Source organism: Sulfitobacter sp. SK025 (assembly GCF_003352105.1).
Taxonomy (GTDB): Bacteria; Pseudomonadota; Alphaproteobacteria; order Rhodobacterales; family Rhodobacteraceae; genus Sulfitobacter; species Sulfitobacter pontiacus.
The window spans coordinates 2,055,808-2,078,177 of record NZ_CP025808.1; the positions used below are offsets into that span (position 1 = coordinate 2,055,808).

26 protein-coding genes are annotated in these 22,370 nt (G+C 60.1%); 13 read left to right on the top strand and 13 right to left on the bottom strand.

Annotation, left to right across the window (positions count from 1 at the left end):
- Window positions 1-7 precede the first annotated feature (7 nt).
- From C1J04_RS09990 to C1J04_RS10015, 6 genes are all read left to right on the top strand, one after another.
- Entirely contained in the window at window positions 8-604 is a 597-nt protein-coding gene (locus C1J04_RS09990) for a GNAT family N-acetyltransferase (RefSeq protein WP_009824635.1), read from the top strand.
- Window positions 601-1,203: a LysE family translocator gene (locus C1J04_RS09995; RefSeq protein ID WP_009824636.1), complete on the top strand. Its 603-nt coding sequence runs from the start codon at window positions 601-603 to the stop codon at window positions 1,201-1,203. Before C1J04_RS09990 ends, C1J04_RS09995 begins: the two co-directional genes overlap by 4 nt.
- A 2-nt stretch (window positions 1,204-1,205) precedes the next feature.
- Window positions 1,206-1,742, top strand: a complete 537-nt coding sequence (locus tag C1J04_RS10000; protein ID WP_005853576.1) for a GNAT family N-acetyltransferase — start codon at window positions 1,206-1,208, stop codon at window positions 1,740-1,742.
- Window positions 1,743-1,769: 27 nt separating this feature from the next.
- Window positions 1,770-2,807, top strand: a complete 1,038-nt coding sequence (obgE, locus tag C1J04_RS10005; RefSeq protein ID WP_009824637.1) for a GTPase ObgE — start codon at window positions 1,770-1,772, stop codon at window positions 2,805-2,807.
- Window positions 2,795-3,904 (top strand): glutamate 5-kinase, encoded by a 1,110-nt coding sequence (proB, locus tag C1J04_RS10010; RefSeq protein ID WP_009824638.1) that lies wholly within the window; start codon window positions 2,795-2,797, stop codon window positions 3,902-3,904. Before obgE ends, proB begins: the two co-directional genes overlap by 13 nt.
- Window positions 3,905-3,983: 79 nt before the next feature.
- Window positions 3,984-5,261: a glutamate-5-semialdehyde dehydrogenase gene (locus C1J04_RS10015; protein ID WP_009824639.1), complete on the top strand. Its 1,278-nt coding sequence runs from the start codon at window positions 3,984-3,986 to the stop codon at window positions 5,259-5,261.
- Here C1J04_RS10015 and C1J04_RS10020 read toward each other — a convergent pair.
- Window positions 5,258-5,860 carry a histidine phosphotransferase family protein gene (locus tag C1J04_RS10020; RefSeq protein WP_009824640.1) on the bottom strand — a complete coding sequence of 201 codons (603 nt, stop codon included), beginning with the start codon at window positions 5,858-5,860 and terminating at the stop codon, window positions 5,258-5,260. The genes C1J04_RS10015 and C1J04_RS10020 overlap by 4 nt on opposite strands.
- 67 nt (window positions 5,861-5,927) lie before the next feature.
- Between C1J04_RS10020 and C1J04_RS10025 the strand changes: the two genes are divergently transcribed.
- The 5 genes from C1J04_RS10025 (at window position 5,928) to tsf (ending at window position 9,906) form a co-directional block, all read left to right on the top strand.
- Window positions 5,928-6,131: a DUF3553 domain-containing protein gene (locus C1J04_RS10025; protein WP_005853586.1), complete on the top strand. Its 204-nt coding sequence runs from the start codon at window positions 5,928-5,930 to the stop codon at window positions 6,129-6,131.
- A 99-nt stretch (window positions 6,132-6,230) separates the two neighbouring features.
- Window positions 6,231-6,995 (top strand): GNAT family N-acetyltransferase, encoded by a 765-nt coding sequence (locus tag C1J04_RS10030; RefSeq protein ID WP_009824642.1) that lies wholly within the window; start codon window positions 6,231-6,233, stop codon window positions 6,993-6,995.
- Window positions 6,992-7,846: a lysophospholipid acyltransferase family protein gene (locus C1J04_RS10035; protein WP_009824643.1), complete on the top strand. Its 855-nt coding sequence runs from the start codon at window positions 6,992-6,994 to the stop codon at window positions 7,844-7,846. Before C1J04_RS10030 ends, C1J04_RS10035 begins: the two co-directional genes overlap by 4 nt.
- A 188-nt stretch (window positions 7,847-8,034) precedes the next feature.
- Window positions 8,035-8,904 carry a 30S ribosomal protein S2 gene (rpsB, locus tag C1J04_RS10040; RefSeq protein WP_005853591.1) on the top strand — a complete coding sequence of 290 codons (870 nt, stop codon included), beginning with the start codon at window positions 8,035-8,037 and terminating at the stop codon, window positions 8,902-8,904.
- A 126-nt stretch (window positions 8,905-9,030) separates the two neighbouring features.
- Window positions 9,031-9,906, top strand: a complete 876-nt coding sequence (gene tsf / locus C1J04_RS10045) for a translation elongation factor Ts (protein WP_009824645.1) — start codon at window positions 9,031-9,033, stop codon at window positions 9,904-9,906.
- 88 nt (window positions 9,907-9,994) lie between these two features.
- On the opposite strand, the gene aroQ is transcribed toward tsf, so the two are convergent.
- Both aroQ and C1J04_RS10055 read right to left on the bottom strand, forming a co-directional pair.
- Window positions 9,995-10,432 carry a type II 3-dehydroquinate dehydratase gene (gene aroQ, locus C1J04_RS10050; RefSeq protein ID WP_009824646.1) on the bottom strand — a complete coding sequence of 146 codons (438 nt, stop codon included), beginning with the start codon at window positions 10,430-10,432 and terminating at the stop codon, window positions 9,995-9,997.
- Window positions 10,433-10,492: 60 nt separating this feature from the next.
- Window positions 10,493-10,891, bottom strand: coding sequence for a rhodanese-like domain-containing protein (locus tag C1J04_RS10055; RefSeq protein ID WP_009824647.1), 399 nt, complete (start codon window positions 10,889-10,891; stop codon window positions 10,493-10,495).
- A 286-nt stretch (window positions 10,892-11,177) separates the two neighbouring features.
- Here C1J04_RS10055 and C1J04_RS10060 point away from each other — a divergent pair, with 286 nt between their 5' ends.
- Window positions 11,178-12,017 (top strand): fumarylacetoacetate hydrolase family protein, encoded by an 840-nt coding sequence (locus C1J04_RS10060; protein WP_009824648.1) that lies wholly within the window; start codon window positions 11,178-11,180, stop codon window positions 12,015-12,017.
- A gap of 5 nt (window positions 12,018-12,022) precedes the next feature.
- On the opposite strand, the gene phoB is transcribed toward C1J04_RS10060, so the two are convergent.
- From phoB to C1J04_RS10110, 10 genes are all read right to left on the bottom strand, one after another.
- A complete protein-coding gene (gene phoB, locus C1J04_RS10065) occupies window positions 12,023-12,712 on the bottom strand; it encodes a phosphate regulon transcriptional regulator PhoB (RefSeq protein ID WP_009824649.1) in 690 nt (229 codons plus the stop codon).
- A 4-nt stretch (window positions 12,713-12,716) separates the two neighbouring features.
- Window positions 12,717-13,424, bottom strand: a complete 708-nt coding sequence (gene phoU / locus C1J04_RS10070; RefSeq protein ID WP_009824650.1) for a phosphate signaling complex protein PhoU — start codon at window positions 13,422-13,424, stop codon at window positions 12,717-12,719.
- Between the two features lie 5 nt (window positions 13,425-13,429).
- Window positions 13,430-14,227 (bottom strand): phosphate ABC transporter ATP-binding protein PstB, encoded by a 798-nt coding sequence (gene pstB / locus C1J04_RS10075; protein ID WP_005853603.1) that lies wholly within the window; start codon window positions 14,225-14,227, stop codon window positions 13,430-13,432.
- Between the two features lie 17 nt (window positions 14,228-14,244).
- Entirely contained in the window at window positions 14,245-15,585 is a 1,341-nt protein-coding gene (gene pstA, locus C1J04_RS10080) for a phosphate ABC transporter permease PstA (RefSeq protein WP_009824652.1), read from the bottom strand.
- Entirely contained in the window at window positions 15,582-17,081 is a 1,500-nt protein-coding gene (pstC, locus tag C1J04_RS10085) for a phosphate ABC transporter permease subunit PstC (protein ID WP_050766209.1), read from the bottom strand. The genes pstA and pstC overlap by 4 nt, the downstream gene beginning before the upstream one ends.
- A 108-nt stretch (window positions 17,082-17,189) precedes the next feature.
- Window positions 17,190-18,230 (bottom strand): substrate-binding domain-containing protein, encoded by a 1,041-nt coding sequence (locus C1J04_RS10090; protein ID WP_009824653.1) that lies wholly within the window; start codon window positions 18,228-18,230, stop codon window positions 17,190-17,192.
- Between the two features lie 152 nt (window positions 18,231-18,382).
- Window positions 18,383-19,426 carry a sensor histidine kinase gene (locus C1J04_RS10095; RefSeq protein WP_009824654.1) on the bottom strand — a complete coding sequence of 348 codons (1,044 nt, stop codon included), beginning with the start codon at window positions 19,424-19,426 and terminating at the stop codon, window positions 18,383-18,385.
- A 2-nt stretch (window positions 19,427-19,428) separates the two neighbouring features.
- Window positions 19,429-19,950, bottom strand: coding sequence for a gamma carbonic anhydrase family protein (locus tag C1J04_RS10100; RefSeq protein ID WP_009824655.1), 522 nt, complete (start codon window positions 19,948-19,950; stop codon window positions 19,429-19,431).
- Entirely contained in the window at window positions 19,947-20,588 is a 642-nt protein-coding gene (gmk, locus tag C1J04_RS10105; protein WP_009824656.1) for a guanylate kinase, read from the bottom strand. Before gmk ends, C1J04_RS10100 begins: the two co-directional genes overlap by 4 nt.
- A gap of 3 nt (window positions 20,589-20,591) precedes the next feature.
- Entirely contained in the window at window positions 20,592-21,482 is an 891-nt protein-coding gene (locus C1J04_RS10110; RefSeq protein WP_037953690.1) for a YicC/YloC family endoribonuclease, read from the bottom strand.
- A gap of 228 nt (window positions 21,483-21,710) precedes the next feature.
- Here C1J04_RS10110 and C1J04_RS10115 point away from each other — a divergent pair, with 228 nt between their 5' ends.
- On the top strand, window positions 21,711-22,370 hold the full coding sequence (locus tag C1J04_RS10115; RefSeq protein WP_009824658.1) for a PAS domain-containing protein: 660 nt from the start codon (window positions 21,711-21,713) through the stop codon (window positions 22,368-22,370).

Consider the following 22,370-nt stretch of genomic DNA (forward strand, 5'->3'; position numbering starts at 1 on the left):
GGCCGTTATGTCACGATCAAACCGCCCCGAGCTAAACGATGGCACCATCCGTCTGCGCGCGCCCGAACACCGTGACATCGACGCCCGGTTCAAGCTTGGAAACACGCCCGAGATCCACCACATGTTCGGGGCAGAGTTGAACGCCGTGCCGGTGATGACCAAGGCGCTGGCCGAACGTTGGTATGAAACGCAGCTGGTTGAACCGCTGGCCTGGGTCATCGAACATCGCGGCAAGATGATCGGTGCGCTGCGCCTGCATAGTCTGCGTCCGTGGGACGCCAGCGCCGATGTCGCGATCGGCATTCTGGCCCCCAAGAAACTGGGCAAGGGGTTGGGTACACGCGCGCTGCATCTGCTTGCGGCCCACGCCTTTGGCCCGCTGGCGCTGCACCGCCTCTCTGCCCGCGTGCTCGACATCAACGAACGCGCTGCGGCCTGTTTCACCAAAGTCGGCTTTGCCCCAGAAGGCCGCGCCCGGCAGTCGTCTTTTCTGGGGGGCGAATGGCACGACAACCTGTTGTTCGGGCTGATCAAACCTGATTACGTTCCGCCCGTCTATGACGCCAAGCCGCGGCAAAAGCGCAAGAAGAAGAGCCAGTCATGAGCGTCGCACTGACATCCTTTATCGTCTTTGCGGCAAGCCAGATCGGCACACCCGGACCGGCGAATATGGCGTTGATGGCCACTGGCGCGCGCTTCGGCTTTCGCGCGGCAGTGCCTTTTGTCGCGGGCGTGGCCCTTGGCAAACAGCTGGTGATCTGGCCAGTGGGTTTCGGGTTGATGCAACTGGCCGACCGCGCGCCGGGGGTTTTCGTCGCGCTGAAATTCGCCTCTGCCGCCTATATCATCTGGCTGGCGTGGAAGGTTGCGAACCTGCGGTTGGGGCAGGGCGCACGAACCGAGGCCGCACCGGGCTTTCTGGCCGGGCTGATCGTCCACCCGCTGAACCCCAAGGCCTGGGCGATGATCGTGGGCAGCTTCACGGCCTTCATCGCGCCTGGCACGCCTGCGCTGGCGGCGACGGCCACGGTGGCCGCCGTACTGCTGGGATGCCAGATCGTGCTGCACCCCTTGTGGACGCTGGCCGGTGCGGGGATCGCAAAGACGGTCGCAGGCACCGTTTGGGAGAAATATTTGATGTGGACCTTGGCCGCTTTGACGGTGGCCTCTGTCTTGTTCGTGCTGTTCGGAGGAGGGACATAACGATGGAAGATTTAACAGTGTCGCAACAGCAAGTGATTGAAACAGAACGGTTTGACCTGCGCCCTGTGCGCATGTCGGATCGTGGGATGATCGAACATTATGCCAGCGATCCACGGGTTGCGATGCGCACCGCATCCATTCCGCACCCGCTACCGCCCGGCGTGATCGAAAGCTTCATCACCCGCGCCACCAGCACCCCCCGGACGGAAGATGTCTGGGTCATGGACGGGCTGAAAACCGGCGGCTCCGAGGTGATGGGCGTGATTTCTCTGATCCGGATGGACCGCGATCAATCCGAAGTCGGCTATTGGGTCGCCCCTGCGTTCTGGAACACGCATCTGGCGTCCGAGGCCGTACAGGCGCTGGTGCAGGCCAATCCGCTGCGCAACAAAAATATGTTCGCCTCGGTGTTTCGCGACAACCCTGCCTCTGCCAAAGTGTTGACAAATGCGGGCTTCCGCTATCTTGGCAATGCGGAAACCTATTGTCTGGCGCGCGAGACCTGCGTACCAACCTGGACGTATAGCCATAAACTATGACCACACGTGCCCCGAAAGGCCCTTTTGATGAAGTTTCTTGACCTGTGCAAAGTCTATATCCGCTCTGGCGCAGGCGGGGGCGGTTGCGTGTCTTTCCGGCGCGAAAAATACATTGAATACGGTGGTCCCGACGGCGGAGACGGCGGGTCGGGCGGATCGGTCTGGGCCGAAGCCGTCGACGGGCTGAACACGCTGATCGACTTCCGCTACCAGCAGCACTTCTTTGCCAAGAACGGCCAGCCCGGCATGGGCAAGCAGCGCACCGGCAAGGATGGCGATGACATCATCCTGCGCGTCCCTGTGGGCACAGAGATCCTTGATGAGGATCAGGAAACTGTGCTGGCGGATATGACAGAGCTTGGCCAGCGGGTCGAACTGGCGCGTGGGGGCAACGGCGGCTGGGGGAACCTGCACTTTAAATCCGCGACGAACCAGGCACCGCGCCGTGCCAATCCCGGACAGGAAGGCGTGGACCGCACGCTGTGGCTGCGTCTCAAGCTGATCGCGGATGTGGGGCTGCTCGGCCTGCCGAACGCGGGTAAGTCGACCTTCCTTGCCGCGACATCGAACGCGCGGCCGAAGATTGCCGATTATCCGTTTACCACACTGCACCCCAATCTGGGCGTTGTGGGTGTGGATAATACCGAATTCGTCGTCGCCGATATCCCCGGCCTCATCGAAGGCGCGTCCGAAGGGCGGGGTCTGGGCGATCTGTTTTTGGGCCATGTCGAACGCTGCGCCGTGCTGCTCCACCTGATTGATGGCACGTCGAACACCATTGCCGAAGATTACCAGACCATCATCAACGAACTCGAAGCCTATGGCGGCGAGCTGGCGGACAAACCGCGGATCACCGTGCTGAATAAAATTGATGCGCTGGATGAAGAGGATCGCATAACTGCCCGCGAAGAATTGGAAAAAGCCTGCGGCGCAGAGGTCATGCTGATGTCTGGCGTCGCCCGCGAAGGCGTCACCGAGGTGCTGCGGGCATTGCGCGGCCAGATTGACGACGACCGGCTGCGTTTCCGGTCCCAAGATGAAGAAGAGGCACCTTGGCAACCCTAAGCGACGGCACCCGTATCGTTGTAAAAATCGGCTCGGCGCTGCTCGTCGATCGGGCCACCGGCCAGCTGCGCCGCGATTGGCTGCAAAGTCTCGCGCAGGATGTGGCGTGGCTCAAGGGGCAGGGCAAGGATGTGGTGCTGGTGTCTTCGGGCTCCATCGCGTTGGGGCGTGGTGTGCTTGGGCTGCCGCCAACCACGCTGGCGCTGGAACAATCCCAAGCCGCGGCCGCGGTGGGGCAGATCCGTCTCGCCCGCGCCTATGAAGAGGCGCTGGAACCCTATGGGATCACCGCCGCGCAGGTGCTTGTCACCCTGGAAGACAGCGCCGATCGTCGGCGGTATTTAAACAGCCGCGCCACGATGGAACAGCTGTTGTCCATGGGCGCGGTACCCATCGTCAACGAGAATGACACCGTCGCCACGGACGAGATTCGCTTTGGCGACAATGACCGGCTCGCGGCGCAGATCGCCGTGACCGTGGCGGCAGACCGGTTGATCCTGCTGTCGGATGTGGATGGTTTCTATTCTGCCAACCCCAATGACGACCCCGATGCCATCCGCTATGAGGTGATCGACACGATCACCCCAGAGATCGAGGCGCAGGCGGGCGATGCGGGCTCTGGCCTATCCAAGGGCGGCATGAAGACAAAGCTGATGGCCGCGAAAACCGCGACCGCCGCGGGCTGCGCCATGGCAATCTCCGAAGGATCACCGTTGCGGCCTTTGCTGACCCTCGAAAACGGGGCCAACGCCACTTGGTTCACCGCGCAATCCGACCCCCAAACCGCGCGCAAACAATGGATTACGGCAATCAAACCACGCGGTAGCGTCACATTGGATGCCGGTGCGGTGGCTGCCATGTCCAAGGGCAAGTCGCTTTTGCCCGCCGGTGTCACCGCTGTTTCCGGCCCCTTCGGGCGCGGCGACTCCGTCGCGCTGCTTGCCCCTGACGGGCGCCCCATCGGGCACGGGCTAACACGCTATACCTCGGCAGAGGCAGAGCTGATCAAAGGTCGACAATCCTCGGAGATCGAGGCGATTTTGGGCGCGCCGGGGCGTGCTGCTTTGATCCATCGGGACGATCTTGCGCTTTCCTGACTTCCAAATGGTTTAAAATCCTCGCCGAAGGCTTTAGGTAGAGGCCAACCCGAAATGACAAAAAAGCAGTAATTAGGTTATGACCTTGGATATGACACAGACAGACGACATTCCCGCGTTGATGGCGGATATTGGCGCGCGCGCCAAAGCCGCCGCCGCGACATTGGGCTTTGCCAGTGCCGACCAAAAGCAGACCGCGCTTGAAAAAGCCGCCGACGCGCTGATGGCCAGCAGCGCCGATATTCTGGACGCGAACGCCAAAGATCTGGCGTTTGGCCGCGACAAGGGTCTCTCTGACGCGATGATGGACCGGCTTTTGCTGGATGATGCGCGCATCAGCGCCATCGCCGACAGCCTCCGCAGCATCGCCGCACAGGATGATCCCGTGGGGCAGGTGCTGACCGAATGGGATCAGCCGACGGGGCTGAACATCCAGCGCGTGCGCACGCCTTTGGGTGTCATCGGCGTGATCTATGAATCGCGCCCGAATGTGACCGCGGATGCCGGTGCGCTTTGCCTCAAGGCGGGCAATGCCGTGATCCTGCGGGGCGGCTCCGAAAGCTTCCATTCCTCGCGCGCGATCCATGCCGCCTTGCAACAGGGGCTCGAAGCCGCTGATCTGCCTGCGGATTCAATCCAGCTGGTCCCCACGCGCGACCGCGCCGCGGTGAGCGAGATGCTGACCATGACCGACACGATTGATGTGATCGTCCCGCGCGGCGGCAAGGGGCTGGTCGGGTTGGTGCAACGCGAAGCGCGGGTGCCGGTCTTTGCCCACCTCGAAGGCATCGTGCACATCTATATCGATGAAAACGCCGACCCCGAGAAGGTTTTGAAGGTCGTGCTGAACGCCAAGACTCGCCGCACCGGCATTTGCGGCTCGGCTGAATGTCTGCTGATCCACGAGAAAGTGGCGCGGACGATTGGCAAGGGTGTGATCAAGGCGCTGCTGGACGCTGGCGTCGAAGTGCGCGCCGATGGCGCGCTGACCGAGATCGAAGGCACCGTGCCGGCCACGGCGGATGATTGGGGTCACGAATACCTTGATATGATCATCGCGGCGAAAACCGTGGGCAGCATCGACGATGCGATCACCCATATCCGCACCTACGGCTCGAACCACACCGATTGCATCATTACCGAAGACGATGCGGCGGCGACCAAATTCATGACGCGGCTGGATTCTGCAATTCTGATGCACAATGCTTCCACCCAATTCGCCGATGGTGGAGAGTTTGGGATGGGTGCCGAAATCGGGATCGCCACCGGCAAAATGCACGCGCGCGGGCCCGTCGGTGCCGAGCAGCTGACCAGCTTCAAGTATCTGGTGCGTGGCGATGGGGCCGTGCGCAGCTAAGCTGTGATCCCAAGGGTGATGGTCGTTTCTGTCACGATGGATGTTAACTGTTGCCCGCTGTCTTTCACGATGGCGGGCAACAGTCCGAACTGGACCTGCGAAGCTGTTAGACGCTCTGCCCGAGACTGCCCTGCCAGCACGCCCCAAAGCGCGGCGTGGATGCTCAGCCGGTCGGCCGTGCCGGTGATGTCCCATCCCGCATCGCGGTGATCTATGGTGATCTGCCCACCATAGGGCATCCCCGTTTCCAGACACAGCAGGCTCAGGAATACCATCCGCAGCGCGTTGCGCGGCGCGGCAACGCCGTCGGGCCAAGATACCTGCCATTTGGACTGAGCATATAGATCACGCAGGATACCGCTGGTTTCTTGGGCAGGGACAGGCTGCGCGTCGCCCGCGCCGAAAGCCACGCGAAAGAACCGCAGCCGCGCACTGGCATTGCGCACGCTTTCATCGATCAGCGCGACTTCGGGGCTCATATTCATGCCCGACATCAAAAGCAGTTCAAGCCCATTGTTGATCGCGCCCACCGGCGATATCAAGTCATGACAGATGCGGCTGCCGATCAAGGCGGCAAGATCAGTGTCGGTTTCTACCATGGGACACCCCCTAATTAGCTGGCCCTAAATAGCTGCCCCCACACCGCGCCGCAGAAAGGACGCACGCTTGGAAGACCTGAATGCGATACTGACACCCGGAATGCTTGTACGCCACCCCGCACATCCCGATTGGGGCGTGGGGCAGGTGCAAAGCAATATCAGCGGCAAGGTCACGGTAAACTTCCGCAGCGAGGGCAAGATCGTGGTCGATAGTCATCGGGTGATGCTCACCCCCGTCTTTGATGAAGGCTCTTCGTTAGCAAATCGTTAATTTTTCGCCGAAAACCACCGCGACGCGGGGCAAGCATTGCGCAACGGGCGGCAACTGCCTATTTATCCGCGTGATTGCGACCGGAGACGAAACCAGCCCATGATCATTGCAAAAGCGGCAGAGTTCGAAGTCCGTCTGGCGCGCACCCAAGCGGATCTTCATGCGGCGCAGCGGCTGCGGTATGACGTTTTTGTCACCGAGCTGGGGGCGGGCGGGCCTTTGGTGGATCACGAAAACCGGCGAGAGGTCGATCAATACGACGATTTCGTGGACCATCTGCTGCTTATTGATCGCAAGACCCAGCAAACCGTTGGCGTGTACCGGCTGATCCGCCGCGCTATGGCGGATCGGGCAGGCGGGTTCTATTCGGAAAACGAATATGATCTGACCGCGCTCAAATCCTCTGGCCGCGAGATACTCGAGCTGGGGCGGTCCTGTTTGCATCCTTCCTATCGCGGGGGCATCGCGATGCACCAGCTTTGGGCGGGGCTTGCCTCTTATGTGGCGGAACACGGGATAGAGATCCTTTTTGGCGTCGCGAGCTTTCATGGCACCCAGGCCGAGGCATTGGCGCAGCCCCTGTCGCTACTGCATCACACCTACCTCGCGCCGCCCGATCTGCGCGTCACCGCCCTGCCAAAGGCGCGCCAGGAGATGAACCTGATCCCCGCCGACATCCTGAACCGGCGTCAGGCGATGGTGCAGATGCCCAGCCTGATCAAAGCCTATCTGCGGCTTGGCGGATGTGTGGGCGAGGGGGCCTTTATCGATCATGACTTCAACACGACGGATGTGCTTTTGATGCTCGACACCGCCCGGCTTAGCGAGCGGCAGGCCAAGATCTACAGCGGAAAGCAAGGATGAGCGCGGCCTGGGACAGCGCCGACCACCCGACACCGGTATCCGTCGGGCCGCTTGGCTGGGTGCTGATGCTGCTGCGTGGGATGACGCTGGCGACGGTGGTTCTTGTGGGGCTGGTGATCCTGCTCGCGATCCGCTTGATAGAACGTCCGCTCTATGGGCAGGGTCGCCCCGTGACCCCGCATATCACCCAGATTGTCTGCAAAACCGCATTCTGGATCATGGGGTTACGCCGCGCGGTTATCGGCACCCCGATGCGCCACAGGGGCGCTGTCGTCGCCAATCACACCAGTTGGCTTGATATCTTCAGCTTGAACGCGGCGCAGCGGATATACTTTGTGTCCAAGTCCGAAGTCGCCAGCTGGCCCGGCATTGGCTGGCTCGCCAAAGCGACCGGCACGTTGTTCATCGAACGCAATCCGAAACACGCGCGCAAACAGACCGAGGTGTTCCAACGTCGCTTGCTCGACAACCACCGGCTGTTGTTCTTCCCCGAAGGCACCAGCACCGATGGCCTGCAGGTCTTGCCGTTCAAAACCACGCTCTTTCAGTCCTTCTTCGCGCCCGAACTGCGCGACGTGATCTGGGTGCAGCCTGTGACCGTGCTCTATACCGCTCCCGATGGGACCGACCCGCGGTTCTATGGCTGGTGGGGCGATATGAGCTTTGGCGGGCATCTGCTGCGCACCCTAGCGTCCCTGCGGCAGGGGCAGGTGACAACGATCTATCACACGCCGCTGGCCGTCGCCGATTTCGAGAACCGCAAAGCCCTGGCCCAAGCCTGTGAAGCGCAGGTGCGCGCGGCCCATCCCTCGGCCGGGCCTGCAACACCAAACCCCGCTGAATTGCGCTGATATAAGGCCCCAATGGCTAAAACATGCGCCTTTGACCTTGCGAAGCGTGAAAATCCGGACTATACGCGCGTCACTTAAACCCGCAGTCGGGGTTGGGCCTTTGAGGGAGAAATCCTTGAACGTCCGCCGGTTGGTCCCATTCCGGGATCGAGACCCCCGACGAGGCAAAACCGGAAAGGTATAAAGACATGGCTCTTCCTGAGTTCTCCATGCGCCAACTGCTTGAAGCAGGCGTACACTTTGGTCACCAAACACAGCGCTGGAACCCCCGCATGGGTCCGTTCATCTACGGCGCGCGTAACGGCATCCACATCATGGACCTGACACAGACTGTTCCAATGCTGGACCAGGCCCTGCAAGTCATCCGTGACACCGTCGCCAAAGGCGGCAGCATTCTTTTCGTTGGCACCAAGCGTCAGGCGGCACAGCCGATCGCAGAAGCCGCAGAGAAATGCGCACAGTACTACATGAACCACCGTTGGTTGGGCGGCACGCTGACAAACTGGCAGACCGTTTCCAAATCCATCCAGCGCCTGAAGTCCATCGACGAACAGTCCGAGCGTGGCTTCTCCGGTCTGACCAAGAAAGAGCGTCTTGGCATGGAACGTGACCAAGCGAAGCTGGAAGCATCGCTGGGTGGTATCCGTGAAATGGGCGGTCGCCCAGACCTGATCTTCGTCATCGACGTGAAAAAAGAAGCATTGGCCGTGGCCGAAGCGAACAAACTGGGCATCCCGGTTATCGCTGTTGTCGACACCAACTGCTCCCCCGACGGGATCGACTACATCATCCCGGGCAACGACGACGCCGCCCGCGCGATCCACATGTATTGCGATCTGGCCGCACGTGCCGCACTTGACGGTATGTCCGCGCAGCTGGGTGCCGCAGGTGTTGATATCGGTGCGATGGAAGAAGCGCCCGAAGAAGAAGCCCTGATCGACGGTGGTGTCGAAGTTGGCAACGCTTCGGAAGAAACCGTTTCGAACGACGCAATGGCAAAAGACGCACCTCTGGATATCGAATCCAAGAAGGAAACGCTGGCCGACGCCAAGTCGTAAGCGACGCGAAAGAGACGGGCAGGGGGCATGTTTCCCTCTGCCTGTCACAAAACCATTACATGATTGAGACAGTGGTGCAGAACGCTCTGCCCCTCAATTTATCCCAATTCAAGGAGAACCAAAGCGATGGCAATCACAGCATCCATGGTCAAAGAACTGCGCGACACAACCGGTGCCGGCATGATGGACGCGAAAAAAGCGTTGACTGAAACAGATGGCGACATGGAAGCAGCCGTTGACTGGCTGCGCACCAAGGGTCTGGCGAAAGCAGCCAAGAAATCCGGCCGCACCGCAGCCGAGGGCCTTGTTGCCGTTAAAGTCGATGGCGGCCACGGTGTTGCTGTCGAAGTGAACTCCGAAACCGACTTCGTTGGCAAAAACGCCGACTTCCAGAAAATGGTTTCCGGCATCGCTGACGTTGCAACCGGTGTGTCCGACGTTGACGCGCTGAACGCGGCAGACATGGGCGGCAAGCCCGTTTCCACCGTCATCACCGATGCCATTGCGAAAATCGGCGAGAACATGTCGGTGCGCCGCATGCAGTCCATCGATGGGGATCAGGTCGTGTCCTATGTGCACAACGCTGTAGCACCCGGCATGGGCAAAATCGGTGTTCTGGTCGCAATGACCGGCGGCAACGAAGAGCTGGGCAAACAGATCGCGATGCACATCGCCGCTGTGAACCCTGCGTCCTTGTCCGAAGCGGATCTGGACCCGGCTGTTGTTGAAAAAGAAAAGCAGGTTCAAATGGACATCGCACGCGAGTCCGGCAAACCGGAAGCCGTGATCGAGAAAATGATCACCGGCCGCATGCAGAAATACATGTCCGAAGTGACACTGCTGAACCAGGCATTCGTTGTGAACCCTGACCTGACCGTCGGCAAAGCCGCGGAAGAAGCTGGCGCGACCATCACCGGTTTCGTCCGTCTTGAAGTTGGCGAAGGCATCGAAGTCGTCAAAGAAGACTTCGCAGCAGAAGTTGCAAAAGCCGCCAAAGGCTAAGCTGTCACACAGCAGATGAGAAAAAGGGCGAGGGCGCATCAGCACCTTCGCCCTTTTTTATTATAAATCAGTTACTAAGCGATGAAACCTAATGCTTTAGGTGAGCTTTCAGCGCGTCCAAGGCCATCAGATAACCCTGCGCGCCAAACCCGCAGATCTGACCCAGAGCCACAGGCGCGATGTAAGACCGGTGGCGGAATTCCTCGCGCGCGTGGATGTTGCTCAGGTGTACCTCGACAACCGGCAGCTCGACCGAGGCGATCGCATCCATCAGCGCAATCGACGTATGGGTATAGGCACCGGCATTCAGCACGATCCCGGCATGTTTGCCTTTGGCCGCGTGGATTAGATCGATCAGCGCGCCTTCGTGGTTTGACTGCTCAAACGCCACATCAAACCCAAGCGTCTTCGCTTTCTCGCGGCACAGCGCCTCGACATCGGCCAAAGTCGTCTTGCCATAGACCTCGGGCTGGCGTGTGCCCAGCAGGTTCAGGTTCGGACCGTTCAGGATCAGAATGGATGTCATAGCGATGGCCTTGTTGTTACGATGTGGTGGCGCAGACGTAGCATAGGCGCCGCGGCGTCGTTAGTCTTTCTTTTCAGAGTATTCGACTGGACCACCGTGCTTTTCCCACGTCGAAAAACCTTCGCGCAGATGCGCCGCGTCAAATCCCATGTCTTGCAGCGTCGCCGTGGTGATCGCCGAGCGCCAGCCAGAGGCACAGTGAAAGACAAAGGTTTTGTCCTGACCGAAGATCTCTTTGAAGTATGGGCTGTCAGGGTCGACCCAGAATTCGATCATGCCGCGCGGTGCGTGAAAGCTGTCGGGGATATAGCCGCTGCGCTGGCGTTCACGGATATCGCGCAGGTCAACGACAACAACATCCGGATCCTTCAGCATGGCCATCAGATCAGGCGTTTCGATCTCGCGGATACGTGCACGGGCAGCGGCGACCATATCCGCCGAAGACATCTTGAGCGTCATATTCTTCCTTTCGTTCAGCAGCCACCAAAGCGCCGATCGCTTACAGTTGCATCGGCTTGGCGCATGTGGATTATGGCACGCAGAACAACAGGGTAAAGCAAGAAGCCACGCGGGTGGGAGAATGAAGAAACTGGGTGAAGAATCGTCTTTTTATACTACTTTTCAGTGCTTTATGACGCACTTTAACAGCAAAATATCACCCAAGGCATACCAATTATTTACATAATACTGATTATGGGAATCAGATCAGGCGCAAACGCACCCCTCACAAACACAGGATTAGCTAATGAAACTCTGCCGTATCGAAACCCCTGACGGGATAAAACCTGCGATGATTGACGCAGATGGTGCCGCGCGCGATCTGACGCAGCATCTGACGGATATCGAGCTTGCCACAATGGCACCCGCAGCGCTGGACCAGCTGCGCGATGTGGACGTTACGGCCTTGCCTGTCATCACCGGCCGGTTTGCGCCTGTGATCAATGACATACGTCGTATTCTGTGTATCGGGCTGAATTACTCAGACCACGCGGCAGAAGCTGGCATGGACGTGCCCGATCACCCGATCCTGTTTAGCAAACTCTGCGCGGCCACCGGTGCCAACGACCCGATCATCATCCCCAAGGATTCCGAGAAAACCGATTGGGAAGTTGAACTTGCGGTCGTTATCGGCACCAAGGCGCAGCATGTGTCCGAGGCCGACGCGCTGTCCCATGTGGCGGGTTATGCGAGCTTCAACGACGTGTCAGAGCGCGCTTTTCAGATCGAATTCGGCGGTCAGTGGGTCAAGGGCAAGTCCTGCGACAGCTTCGCCCCCATTGGCCCGTATCTGGTGACCGCAGACGAGGTGCCGGACCCGCAGAACCTTGATCTATGGCTTGATGTGAACGGCACCCGTCGCCAGACGGGCAATACCCGCACGATGGTTTTCTCGGTGGCCGAGATTATATCTTTTCTCAGCCGTTTCATGACCTTACTGCCCGGAGACGTGATCGCCACCGGCACACCGCCCGGCGTAGGCATGGGCTTTAAGCCGCCGGTGTACCTGCAACCGGACGATGTCGTTGAACTGGGCATTGAAGGCTTGGGGGATCAACGCCAAGAAGTCATAAAATTCAACGGGTAAGCGCCCTACCCTAATGCATAACCTGCACCGCGCACCGTGCGGATCGGGTCATCGCCACCGTGAGATGTCAGCGCCTTGCGCAGCCGCGCGATATGCACATCCACGGTGCGCGTGTCGACATAGATATCGCGGCCCCAGACGTGATCCAGCAGCTGATCGCGGCTGAACACACGGCCCGGACGCTCTAACAGGGTGACCAGCAGCCGGTATTCTGTCGGGCCCAGTTTCAGCTCGTTCGCGGCGCGGTTCACGCGGTGGCGTTCGGTGTCCAGCGTGATATCGGCATAGCTGAGTGACGCGCCCGAGGATGCCGGGCGCACGCGGCGTAACTGAGTACGCACACGAGCCATGAGCTCGCGCATGGAATAAGGTTTGACGACGTAGTCATCCGCCCCCGTCTCTAGCCCGCGCACGGTGTCCACCTCTTCTGACCGTGCCGAGAGCATGATCACGGGGATATTACGCGTATCTTCGCGGGTCTTGAGCTGTCGGCACACCTCGATCCCGCTCAGCAGCGGCATCATCCAATCGAGAATAATCAGGTCCGGCAGCGCCTCTGCCACCAGCAGGATCGCTTCTTCGCCATTCTCGGCCCGCCTCACGTCAAACCCTTCCGATTCAAGGTTATACGCCAGAATTTCGCGCTGTGCGGGTTCGTCTTCCACCAACAGGATCTGGGGCTGCGCCGCCGACATGGTTCTACCCCTTCAGCTTGGTGGAGGTGTTATCCGCCTTTGGGCGGTCCTCGTCCGGATGGGTGCCGGTCACCAGATAGACGACCTGTTCCGCGATCGATGTGACCAGATCGCCCATGCGTTCCACGTTTTTCGCGATGAAATGCAGGTGCATACACGATGTGATGTTGCGCGGGTCTTCCATCATGAAGGTGAGGAATTCACGGAACAGCGCGTTGTACATCTGATCGACGTCTTCATCGCGGGCAATCACGTCCATCGCCAGTTCTGCGTCGCGCTGCACATAGGAATCCAGCGCGTCCTTGAGCATGGATTCAACCGTTTTACACATGCGGCGGATGGCACCGGCGCTATCGGCGACTGCCGGAAGCTGCGCGAGCACTGAATTACGCTTGGCCATGTTTTTCGCATAGTCGCCAATACGTTCCAGGCTGGCGCTGATCTTGATCACGCTCAGGATCAGACGCAGGTCCACGGCTGTGGGTGCGCGCAGGGCGATGATGCGGGCGGCGCGTTCGTTGATCAGCTCTTCGAGCGCGTCAATCGCCTTGTCCCCGCCGCGGACCTGATCGGCCAGCTCTTCGTCGCGGGTTTCAAGCGATTGTGCGGCAAGGCGAATGGCATCCTCGACCATGCCACCCATTTTCATGATCTGTGCCTGAACGCTTTCGAGGTCACGGTCAAAGGCAGAGACAATGTGTTGATCTTGCATGATACTTATCCAATCCGGCCTGTGATGTAGCTTTCCGTCCGAGGGTCTTCGGGCGACGTGAAAATCTTGTCGGTCTCGCCGAACTCCACCAGATTGCCAAGGTGGAAGAACGCTGTTTTCTGGCTCACCCGTGCGGCCTGCTGCATGGAGTGTGTGACGATCACGACCGAATAGTCCTGACGCAGCTCGTCGATCAGCTCTTCGACCTGCGCGGTGGCGATCGGGTCAAGCGCGGAACAGGGTTCGTCCATCAGCAGCACTTCGGGTTCGGTCGCAACGGCACGGGCGATGCACAGACGCTGCTGTTGCCCGCCTGAAAGGCCGGTGCCGGGCGCATGCAGACGGTCCTTGACCTCGTTCCAGATGGCACCGCGTTTCAGGGCCCGTTCAACGATATCGTCAAGCTCGGACTTGTTGCGGGCCAGACCGTGGATGCGGGGGCCGTAGGCCACGTTGTCGTAGATCGATTTGGGGAACGGGTTCGGCTTCTGGAACACCATACCGACCTTGGCGCGCAGCTGCACCGGATCGACCGCGCTGTCATAGATGTCTTCGCCGTCGATCAGGATATCGCCTTTGACGGTGCAGATATCAATCGTGTCATTCATCCGGTTGATACACCGCAGGAAAGTCGATTTCCCACAGCCCGATGGTCCGATAAAAGCGGTGACGGTTTTGTCTTGGATATCGACAGAGACATCCTTGATCGCGTGGGTGTCCCCGTAGAAAACCTGCACGTTGCGGGCGGCGATTTTTGTTTGGTTCGTTGTCACGTCCGTCTCCGAAATTACATTATCTTTCATAGCCTTGCCTTTCATTCTTACCAGCGCCGCTCGAACCGGCGCCGCAGCATTACGGCGATGGCGTTCATGGTGATCAAAAAGACCAGCAAGATGATGATACCGCCCCAGGCGCGTTCATAGAACGCGGGATCGGCGCGCTTGGCCCATTCGTAGATCTGCGCCGGCATGGCGGAGTTCGGGTCCATCAGCCCCGATGCGATGCCGTCGGGCGGGTTCGAGGCGATGAAGCCCACCATCCCGATCAGCAGCAGCGGGGCCGTTTCACCAAGCGCCTGCGCCAGACCGATAATTGTGCCAGTGAGGATACCCGGAGCAGCCAAAGGCAGCACGTGGTGGAACACCGATTGCATCTTCGACGCCCCTACCCCCAGTGCCGCGTCACGGATGCTGGGCGGGACAGATTTCAGCGAGGCGCGGGTCGAGATGATGATCGTCGGCAGCGTCATCAGCGTCAGCACCAGCCCGCCCACCAGCGGGGCCGAGTTTGGCAGGTGCATATAGTTGATGAAAACCGCCAGACCCAGAATACCAAAGACAATCGACGGCACCGCGGCGAGGTTAGAAATATTCACCTCGATGATATCGGTGAGCAGGTTCTTGGGGGCGAATTCTTCAAGGTAGATCGACGCGGCGACCCCGATCGGCAGCGCCAGCGCTAGCACCACCAGCATCATAAAGAGCGAGCCAAGCATCGAGACCCCCATGCCCGCCGCCTCGGGTCGTGCGTCAGACGCATCGGCACCGATGATGAAATCGATGTTAAAGCGTTTTTCCAGCGCCCCATCTGCGACAAGGGCGTCCACCAGATCAAGCTGCTCTGCGTTGATGCTTTTGTCGTTGGCGATGCTGTCGCGGGTGACGCGGCCCTTCATATAGCCATCGACGCGGCTGTTGGTCAGGAATTCGAATTCGACTGCGGTGCCGATAAGCTCGGGGTTATCCAGCACAAAGTCACGCAGCTGTGCCGCCGCATCCTTGGACAGGATGCCCGCCATCGCCTTGGGCTTTAGGTCCGTGGTAATCCCGGCCTCGGCCACCTTGGCCTCAAGCGCGGCGGCCATCAGCGGCGCGTAGCCGAAGGTCGATACCTTCTTGATCTCGTCCAGATTACGGTTGCCGTTCTTGTCCAGCTTTTGCTCAAGCAGTTGCACGTTCAGCGTCAGGAACGTCTGTTGAAAGGCCCCTGCGCCGCGACCAATGATTGTGGTCAGCAAGATTGCCAGCATCAGCAGGCCCACGGCGATTGCAGCGATACCGTAGGATTTGAAACGGGCCTCGGCGCGGTTGCGTTTGACGGTGCGCGCGTCGGGCTTCAGCAGCGAATGGCGCGGCGTTGCGGTGTTGGGCATGTCGGTCATTCGTACTGCTCCCGGTATTTGCGCACGATATAAAGCGCCAGAACGTTCAGCCCCAAGGTCAGCACGAACAGCGTCAGACCAAGGGCAAAGGCGACCAGCGTTTCAGGGCTGGCAAAGTCGGTATCCCCGGTCAGCTGGCTGACGATACGGGTGGTGATGGTGGTCATCGCTTCCAGCGGGTTGCCCGAGATGCGCGCGATGGCCCCTGCCCCCAGAACAACGATCATCGTCTCGCCGATGGCCCGGCTCGCGGCGAGAAGCACAGCCCCCACGATCCCCGGCAACGCGGCAGGCAGCACGACCTGGCGGATCGTTTCGGAATGGGTCGCGCCCAGGCCAAATGACCCGTCGCGCATCGATTGCGGCACAGCGTTGATGATATCGTCGCTCAGCGACGAAACGAAGGGGATCAGCATGATGCCCATGACCAGCCCTGCTGTCAGGACCGATGTCGCCCCGCTCATCCAGTCGACGCCCAGCAGACCATTCTCGCCGCGGCCAAAGATGTTCACAAGGAACGGCCCCACTGTCAGCAAGGCAAACAGACCGTAAACAATCGTCGGGATACCGGCGAGGATCTCCAGCAAAGGCTTGGCGAAAGAGCGTACTTTGTTGTTGGCGTATTCCGACAGGTAGATCGCGGCAAAGAGGCCGATGGGCACGGCCACCAGCAGCGCGATGATCGAGATATAGAGCGTCCCCCAGAGCAGCGGCAGGATCGACAGGTCACTGTCCCCGCGGAAGTTCGGGGCCCATGTGGTACCCAGAAAGAAATCCTGCCACGGATGCAGACGGAAGAAATTCAGCGTCTCGAACAGCATCGACAGGACGATCCCCACGGTGGTCAGGATCGCCAGCGACGCGGCGAGCACCAGCAACCCCAGCAGAAAACGTTCGACCGTATTGCGCGCGCGAAAATCGGCGCGTGCGGTGCGCATCGCGATGAACAGACCGGCCAGCGCCAAAACAGAGATCACCGCGATCATCAGCCAGCGGCCGGTGTATTCCATTGACCGGTAGCGCTGCGCGGCGGCCAGCACCTCTGGCGTCACGTCAGACCCAAGCGCCACGCCCGTGCCCGCCAGCAGCGCGCGCACATCGGTGCCGGTCACGTCCAGATCACGGGCGCTTTGCGCATCCAACGCGCCTGACTGCACGGCCGCGTCCAGTCCGTTGGCCACGCGGCGCACGTCGCTCATCACCAGATTGACCGAAGAGCCTTCGTTCACGGCACTTTGCGGGATCATGTCGATGACCGCGTTCTGGATCAGCATCGGCTGGACCAGCATCCAGATCGCCAGCACAAACAGCGCCGGGATGGCGGTGAGCATGGCGGCATTATAGCCGTAGTAGTTCGGAAGGGAGTGCAGCTTGCGCGCATCGCCCGAGACGGACGACATGGCCCGGCTGCGCACCAGACCATAGGCAAGGACTGTTAATATCAAAACAACGGCAACTAAGAGCGTGGTAGATCCCACATTGAAAATATCGCGCATGGTGGCCCCCGGTCGCAGCCTGTTTCAGGCTATCATTGTTTGGAAAGTATCAGTCGGCAGCAAAAATCCGGAGGCACCTCGCAGCGCCTCCGGATCGTCAGACAGGGTTTAGGAACCGCTGCCCATTACAGTTTCTTCAGCAACAACCGACTGTGTTTTCGCCAGTTCCGGGTCGGAGACCAGACCGTATTCAGCCAAAGGACCGTCGGGACCAGCAATCTCGTCTGCCACGAAGAACTCGGCATATTCTTTCAGGCCGGGGATCACGCCGATGTGCGCTTTCTTGACGTAGAAGAACAGCGGGCGGGAGACGGGGTAGTCGCCGCTCGAGATGGTTTCAACGGTGGGCTCAATGCCGCTCATGTTGGCGACGGTCAGCTTGTCGGTGTTGTTCTCGTAGAAGGCCAGACCGAAGACGCCGATGCCGTCTTTGTTGCTTTCGATGCGCGCCAGCGTTTCGGTGTAGTCACCGTCGATGTCCACGGACACACCATCGGTGCGCAGCGCGATACATGCTTTTTCAGCGGCTTTCTTGTCGTCGCCATTGGCGGCCTTGAACGCTTCGAAATCGCCGGTGGCTTCACAGCCTGCCAGGATCACTTTTTCTTCGAAAACTTCGCGTGTGCCGTGCTTGGTGCCGGGGATGTAGGCCTGGATCGGCTGCTCGGGGAAGCTGGCGTTCACATCGGACCACATTTTGTTGGGGTTCGCCACGATCTCGCCGTCGACAACGACTTCGGCGGACAGGGCTTTGTACCAGTCTTCGGGGGTGAATTCGAATGTGTTGCCATTGATGTCGGAGGCAAACACGATGCCGTCATAGCCGATCTGAACTTCGATGATGTCGGTTACACCGTTGGTGGCGCAGGCTTCGACTTCGGAGCTTTTGATCTTGCGCGAGGCGTTTGCCACGTCGATTGTGTTCTCGCCAACACCTTCACAAAAACGCTTCAGACCCGCCGAGGAGCCACCGGATTCAACAACAGGTGTCGGGAAATCGAAGTTTTCGCCAAAGGCTTCGGCAACGATGGACGCATATGGCAGAACAGTGGAGGATCCGGCAACCTGTACCTGATCACGCGCGGCAGCGGCGGTTGCGGATACGGCGGCAATGGCCAGCGCGGAAGTGGTGAGTTTAACGAGCGACATGATGTCTCCTGTCAGCTTAGATTTGTCTGACCACCCCCATGGTGATCTTGCCGCACCAATAGGCGGGCGACACTGAGCTTTTGTGACAGTCATGTTACAGTTTTATGACACGGACGGAAATTGTAATTTCTTTTTGACGAAAATGCGCCCGATCACGCCACATCCATAGGCAAGATCACCGTAAATCGCGCCCCATCTCCCAGATCAGAGGTGATTTTCAGCCGTCCGCGGTGTCTGTTCAGGATATGTTTTACAATCGCCAGCCCCAACCCCGTCCCGCCAAGGGCACGGCTGCGGTGGCTGTCGGCGCGGTAGAAGCGTTCGGTCAGGCGTGGCAGGTGCACAGGGTCGATCCCCGGCCCGTGGTCTCGGATGGTGACCCGCACCGCAGGCCCGCGCAAGGAAGGGTCACGCAAGGTCGTCTCGACCGAAATTTCGACGTCTTTGCCCACGCCCCCATATTTGATGCCGTTTTCAATAAGATTCGTGAACACCTGCAACAGCTGGTCCGTATCCCCCATCAAGGGCAGCGGATCGTCCCCCATGGTCGCGACCAGCGTCACATTCGCCTCTACGGCCAAGGGGTTGAGGTTGCGCATGGTCGATTGCAGCACATAGCGCAGATCGACCTTATCTGTCGGGCGCACCCGTTCGTCCGATTCGACGCGTGACAGCGACAGCAGATCGCCCACCAGCCGGTTCATGCGCTCGGCCTCTCCGGTCATGATCCCCAGAAACCGGTCCCGTGCGGGGGCGTCGTCGCGCGCAGGACCGCGCAAGGTTTCGATGAACCCCATCATCGCCGTCAGCGGGGTGCGCAACTCGTGGCTGACGTTGGCGACGAAATCGCGGCGCATCTGGCTGGCGTTGGTGACCTGTGTGATGTCTTGAAAGCTCAGCAAGACGTAGTCCATGCCGGTCACCTTTCGGACGTGCACCCGAAAGGTCGTGTCATTGCCGTTGTCGCTGGCCAGATATTGCGCCTCGCGCGGGGTATCATCCTGTTGGCATTGCTCGACCGCATCGACCACCGCCGGCTGGCGCAAGACGTTGATGTAATGGCGGTCCAGCGCGCCACGGCCCAGCAGGGCTTGGGCCGGCGCATTCATCGCGACGATACGTTCAGCCCGATCAACGGCAAGCGTAGGCAAAGGCAGCGCTGCCAGCAGATCCGGCAGATGCGGGCGCAGCACCATGTTCAGACGGGTTTTAGCTGGCTGGCAAAGCGCCGCGCGTTGTCTTGGTAGTGTTTCGCGCTGGCGGTCAGCCCCGCAATCGCCGCCGCGTCCAGCTCCCGCACAACCTTGCCCGGGGCGCCCATCACAAGCGACCCGTCGGGGATCACCTTGTTTTCTGTGATCAACGCCCCTGCCCCGATCAGACAATTCTTGCCGATCTTGGCCCCGTTCAGGATCGTCGCCCCCATCCCGACCAACGAGTTATCCCCGATGGTGCAGCCGTGCAGCATGACCTTGTGACCGATCGTACAGTTCTCCCCCACGGTCAGCGGACAGCCCGGGTCCGTATGAAAGACGCAGTTTTCCTGCACGTTACTGCCCTTGCCCACGAGGATCAGCTCGTTATCGCCGCGCAGTGTACAGCCGAACCAGACAGAGGCATCTGCCTCGAGCGTCACATTCCCGATGACATTGGCATCGGGGGCAACCCATGCATCCGCGTGAACCTGCGGGGTGATATCGGCCAGAGCGTAAAGCGTCATTTCGTGTCCTCGAATTCTGATTGCAGCGCGCGCACATGATCCACCAGTTTCGGCTGCTGCGAAAGGCGCAATCTTTCGGCGGTGATGATCGACTTCAGCTTGGCCTCTGTTTCGGTCAGGTCGTCATTGACCAGCACGTAGTCGTAGCCGTCCCAATGGCTGATCTCGTCCCAGCTTTTCTCCATTCGCAGCGCGATGGTATCGGGGGCGTCCTGACCACGGGTTTCCAGACGTCGCCGCAGCTCTTTGATCGAGGGCGGCAGGATGAAGATCGACAGCACGTGCTGCTTCAGCGTCGAGTTGCTGATCTGCTGCGCGCCCTGCCAATCCACGTCGAACAGCACATCGCGACCGCTGTCGATCGCCTTTTGCACCGGTCCCTTGGGCGAGCCGTAATAGTTGTTGAAGACGCGGGCGTGCTCCAGCATATCGCCATCGTTCACCATGGCGCGGAAATCATCCTCGGCGGTGAAAAAGTAGTCCGTGCCGTCTTCCTCGCCGACACGCGGTGCGCGGGTGGTGGCCGAGACAGAGAATTCAAGCGAGGTATCCCAATCGCGCAGCTTGCGGGCCAGCGTCGATTTTCCCGCCCCCGAGGGCGAGCTGAGGATGATCAATAGGCCGCGTCGGTCGCTCATGTCTTACTCCACATTTTGCACTTGTTCGCGCATCTGGTCTATCACCGCCTTCAAGGCCAGCCCGATCTGGGTCAGCGCGGTGTTTTGTGCCTTGGCGCACAGTGTATTGGCCTCGCGGTTGAACTCCTGCATCAGGAAATCCAGTTTGCGCCCCACGGCCCCGTCCTGCGCCAGCAAGGCGCGGGCGGCATCCACATGGGCGTGCAGGCGGTCGATCTCTTCGGTGATGTCGGATTTGACGGCGATCAGCGCCAGTTCCTGCGCCAGCCGGTCAGCATCCACGCCTTCGGCATTGTCCAGCACCCGCGAAAGATTGCGTTGCAACGTCTGTGTCATCTCTTCCTTGCGCGTCTCGCCCAGCGCGGCGGCCTGTGTCGTCAGCTCTGCCACCTGCGTCAGCTGAGCCTCAAGAACCTGCGCCAAGGCAGCCCCTTCGCGGGCGCGCATGTCGTTGAAATCGGCAAGCACCGTGGGGAATTCCGCCAACAATGTCGCGCAAAGGGCGGCCACATCATCCACCGTCGTCGCCTGCTCAAGCACGCCGCGCATGGTGACGATGTCTGTCGCCTTGGATGGCGCAAGCGAGATACCCGCATCCATCGCGCGCGCTTCGATCTGGTGCAGCGCGTCCAGCACGACCTCAAGCTGATCCGCGTTCACCGTCAATGCACCAGAGCCATCCTCGCGGGTGATCCTCAGGTTGCAGGTGACATTGCCGCGGGCGATGGCCGCGCCGAGCGTCTTGCGCAGGCCCGCCTCCAGCCCGTCGATCCAGTCGGGCACACGCAGGCGCAGGTCGAGCCCCTTGCCGTTGACCGATCGCAATTCCCACCCCCAACTATGCGGACCGGACGCACCACTGGCCGAGGCGAAACCCGTCATTGAACGTATCATGGCATGGTCCTTGTCGATTGCGATTGTTGCGCGCCTTAAAAGGGAAACTCGCAAATGGGGCAAGTAAAAAGCCATTCTGCCGCACGAGGTCTCCCCTTAACGGTCTGTTAACCAAGTTTGCTGTTATATCTACAAATTACCGCTGATTTGACTAAAGTCAGGCAATACATCGCGGCCCCGCTGCCGCCCCCTGTCCTGCTCTTGTCCCGACCGCAATAAGGCTGCCCGATGAAACACCTCCCCCCTCTGGACGACATGCCCCAGACCGGCTCTCGCCGCGTGATGCCGCCGCCGACACCCGCGATGGTTGACGTGCGGGCCTATTGGCAGGGGCTTTGCCGGGGTCAGCCGGTCCCGTTCCGGTCGCAGATCGACCCTGCACAGATCACCTCCGTGCTGGATCGCGCCTTTGTTCTGGAACGCAGGCGGTCTGAACTGGCGCGGTTTCGCGTCGCCGGATCGCAGCTGTGCACTGCCATGGGGATGGACCTGCGCGGGATGCCGATGATCTCTTTGTTCTACCCGTCCGAGCGTCGCCGCTGCAGTGATTGGCTGGATCACATTCTGTCACAACCCGCCACCGGAGAGATGACGCTCACCGCGGGGGATGCGACCGTTCAGGCGCGTTTGCTGGTGCTGCCGCTGCGCAGTGACATGGGGCAGATCGACCGGATGCTTGGCTGTCTTGAGGTCACATCCAATGGCATCGAGCATCCGGGCTTGTATCGGATCGGCGATCTTGCCACGACACCGATCCCGCGCCCGCCACGGGCCGATGTGGCAGAGGAAACGCGCGCGCCCTGCCCCGAAGGTTTCGCCGATCCCGCCGCGCGTTTTGCCGCGCGGTCCGGTCGCAACCGGCCAGCCTATCTGCGGGTCGTGAAGTAA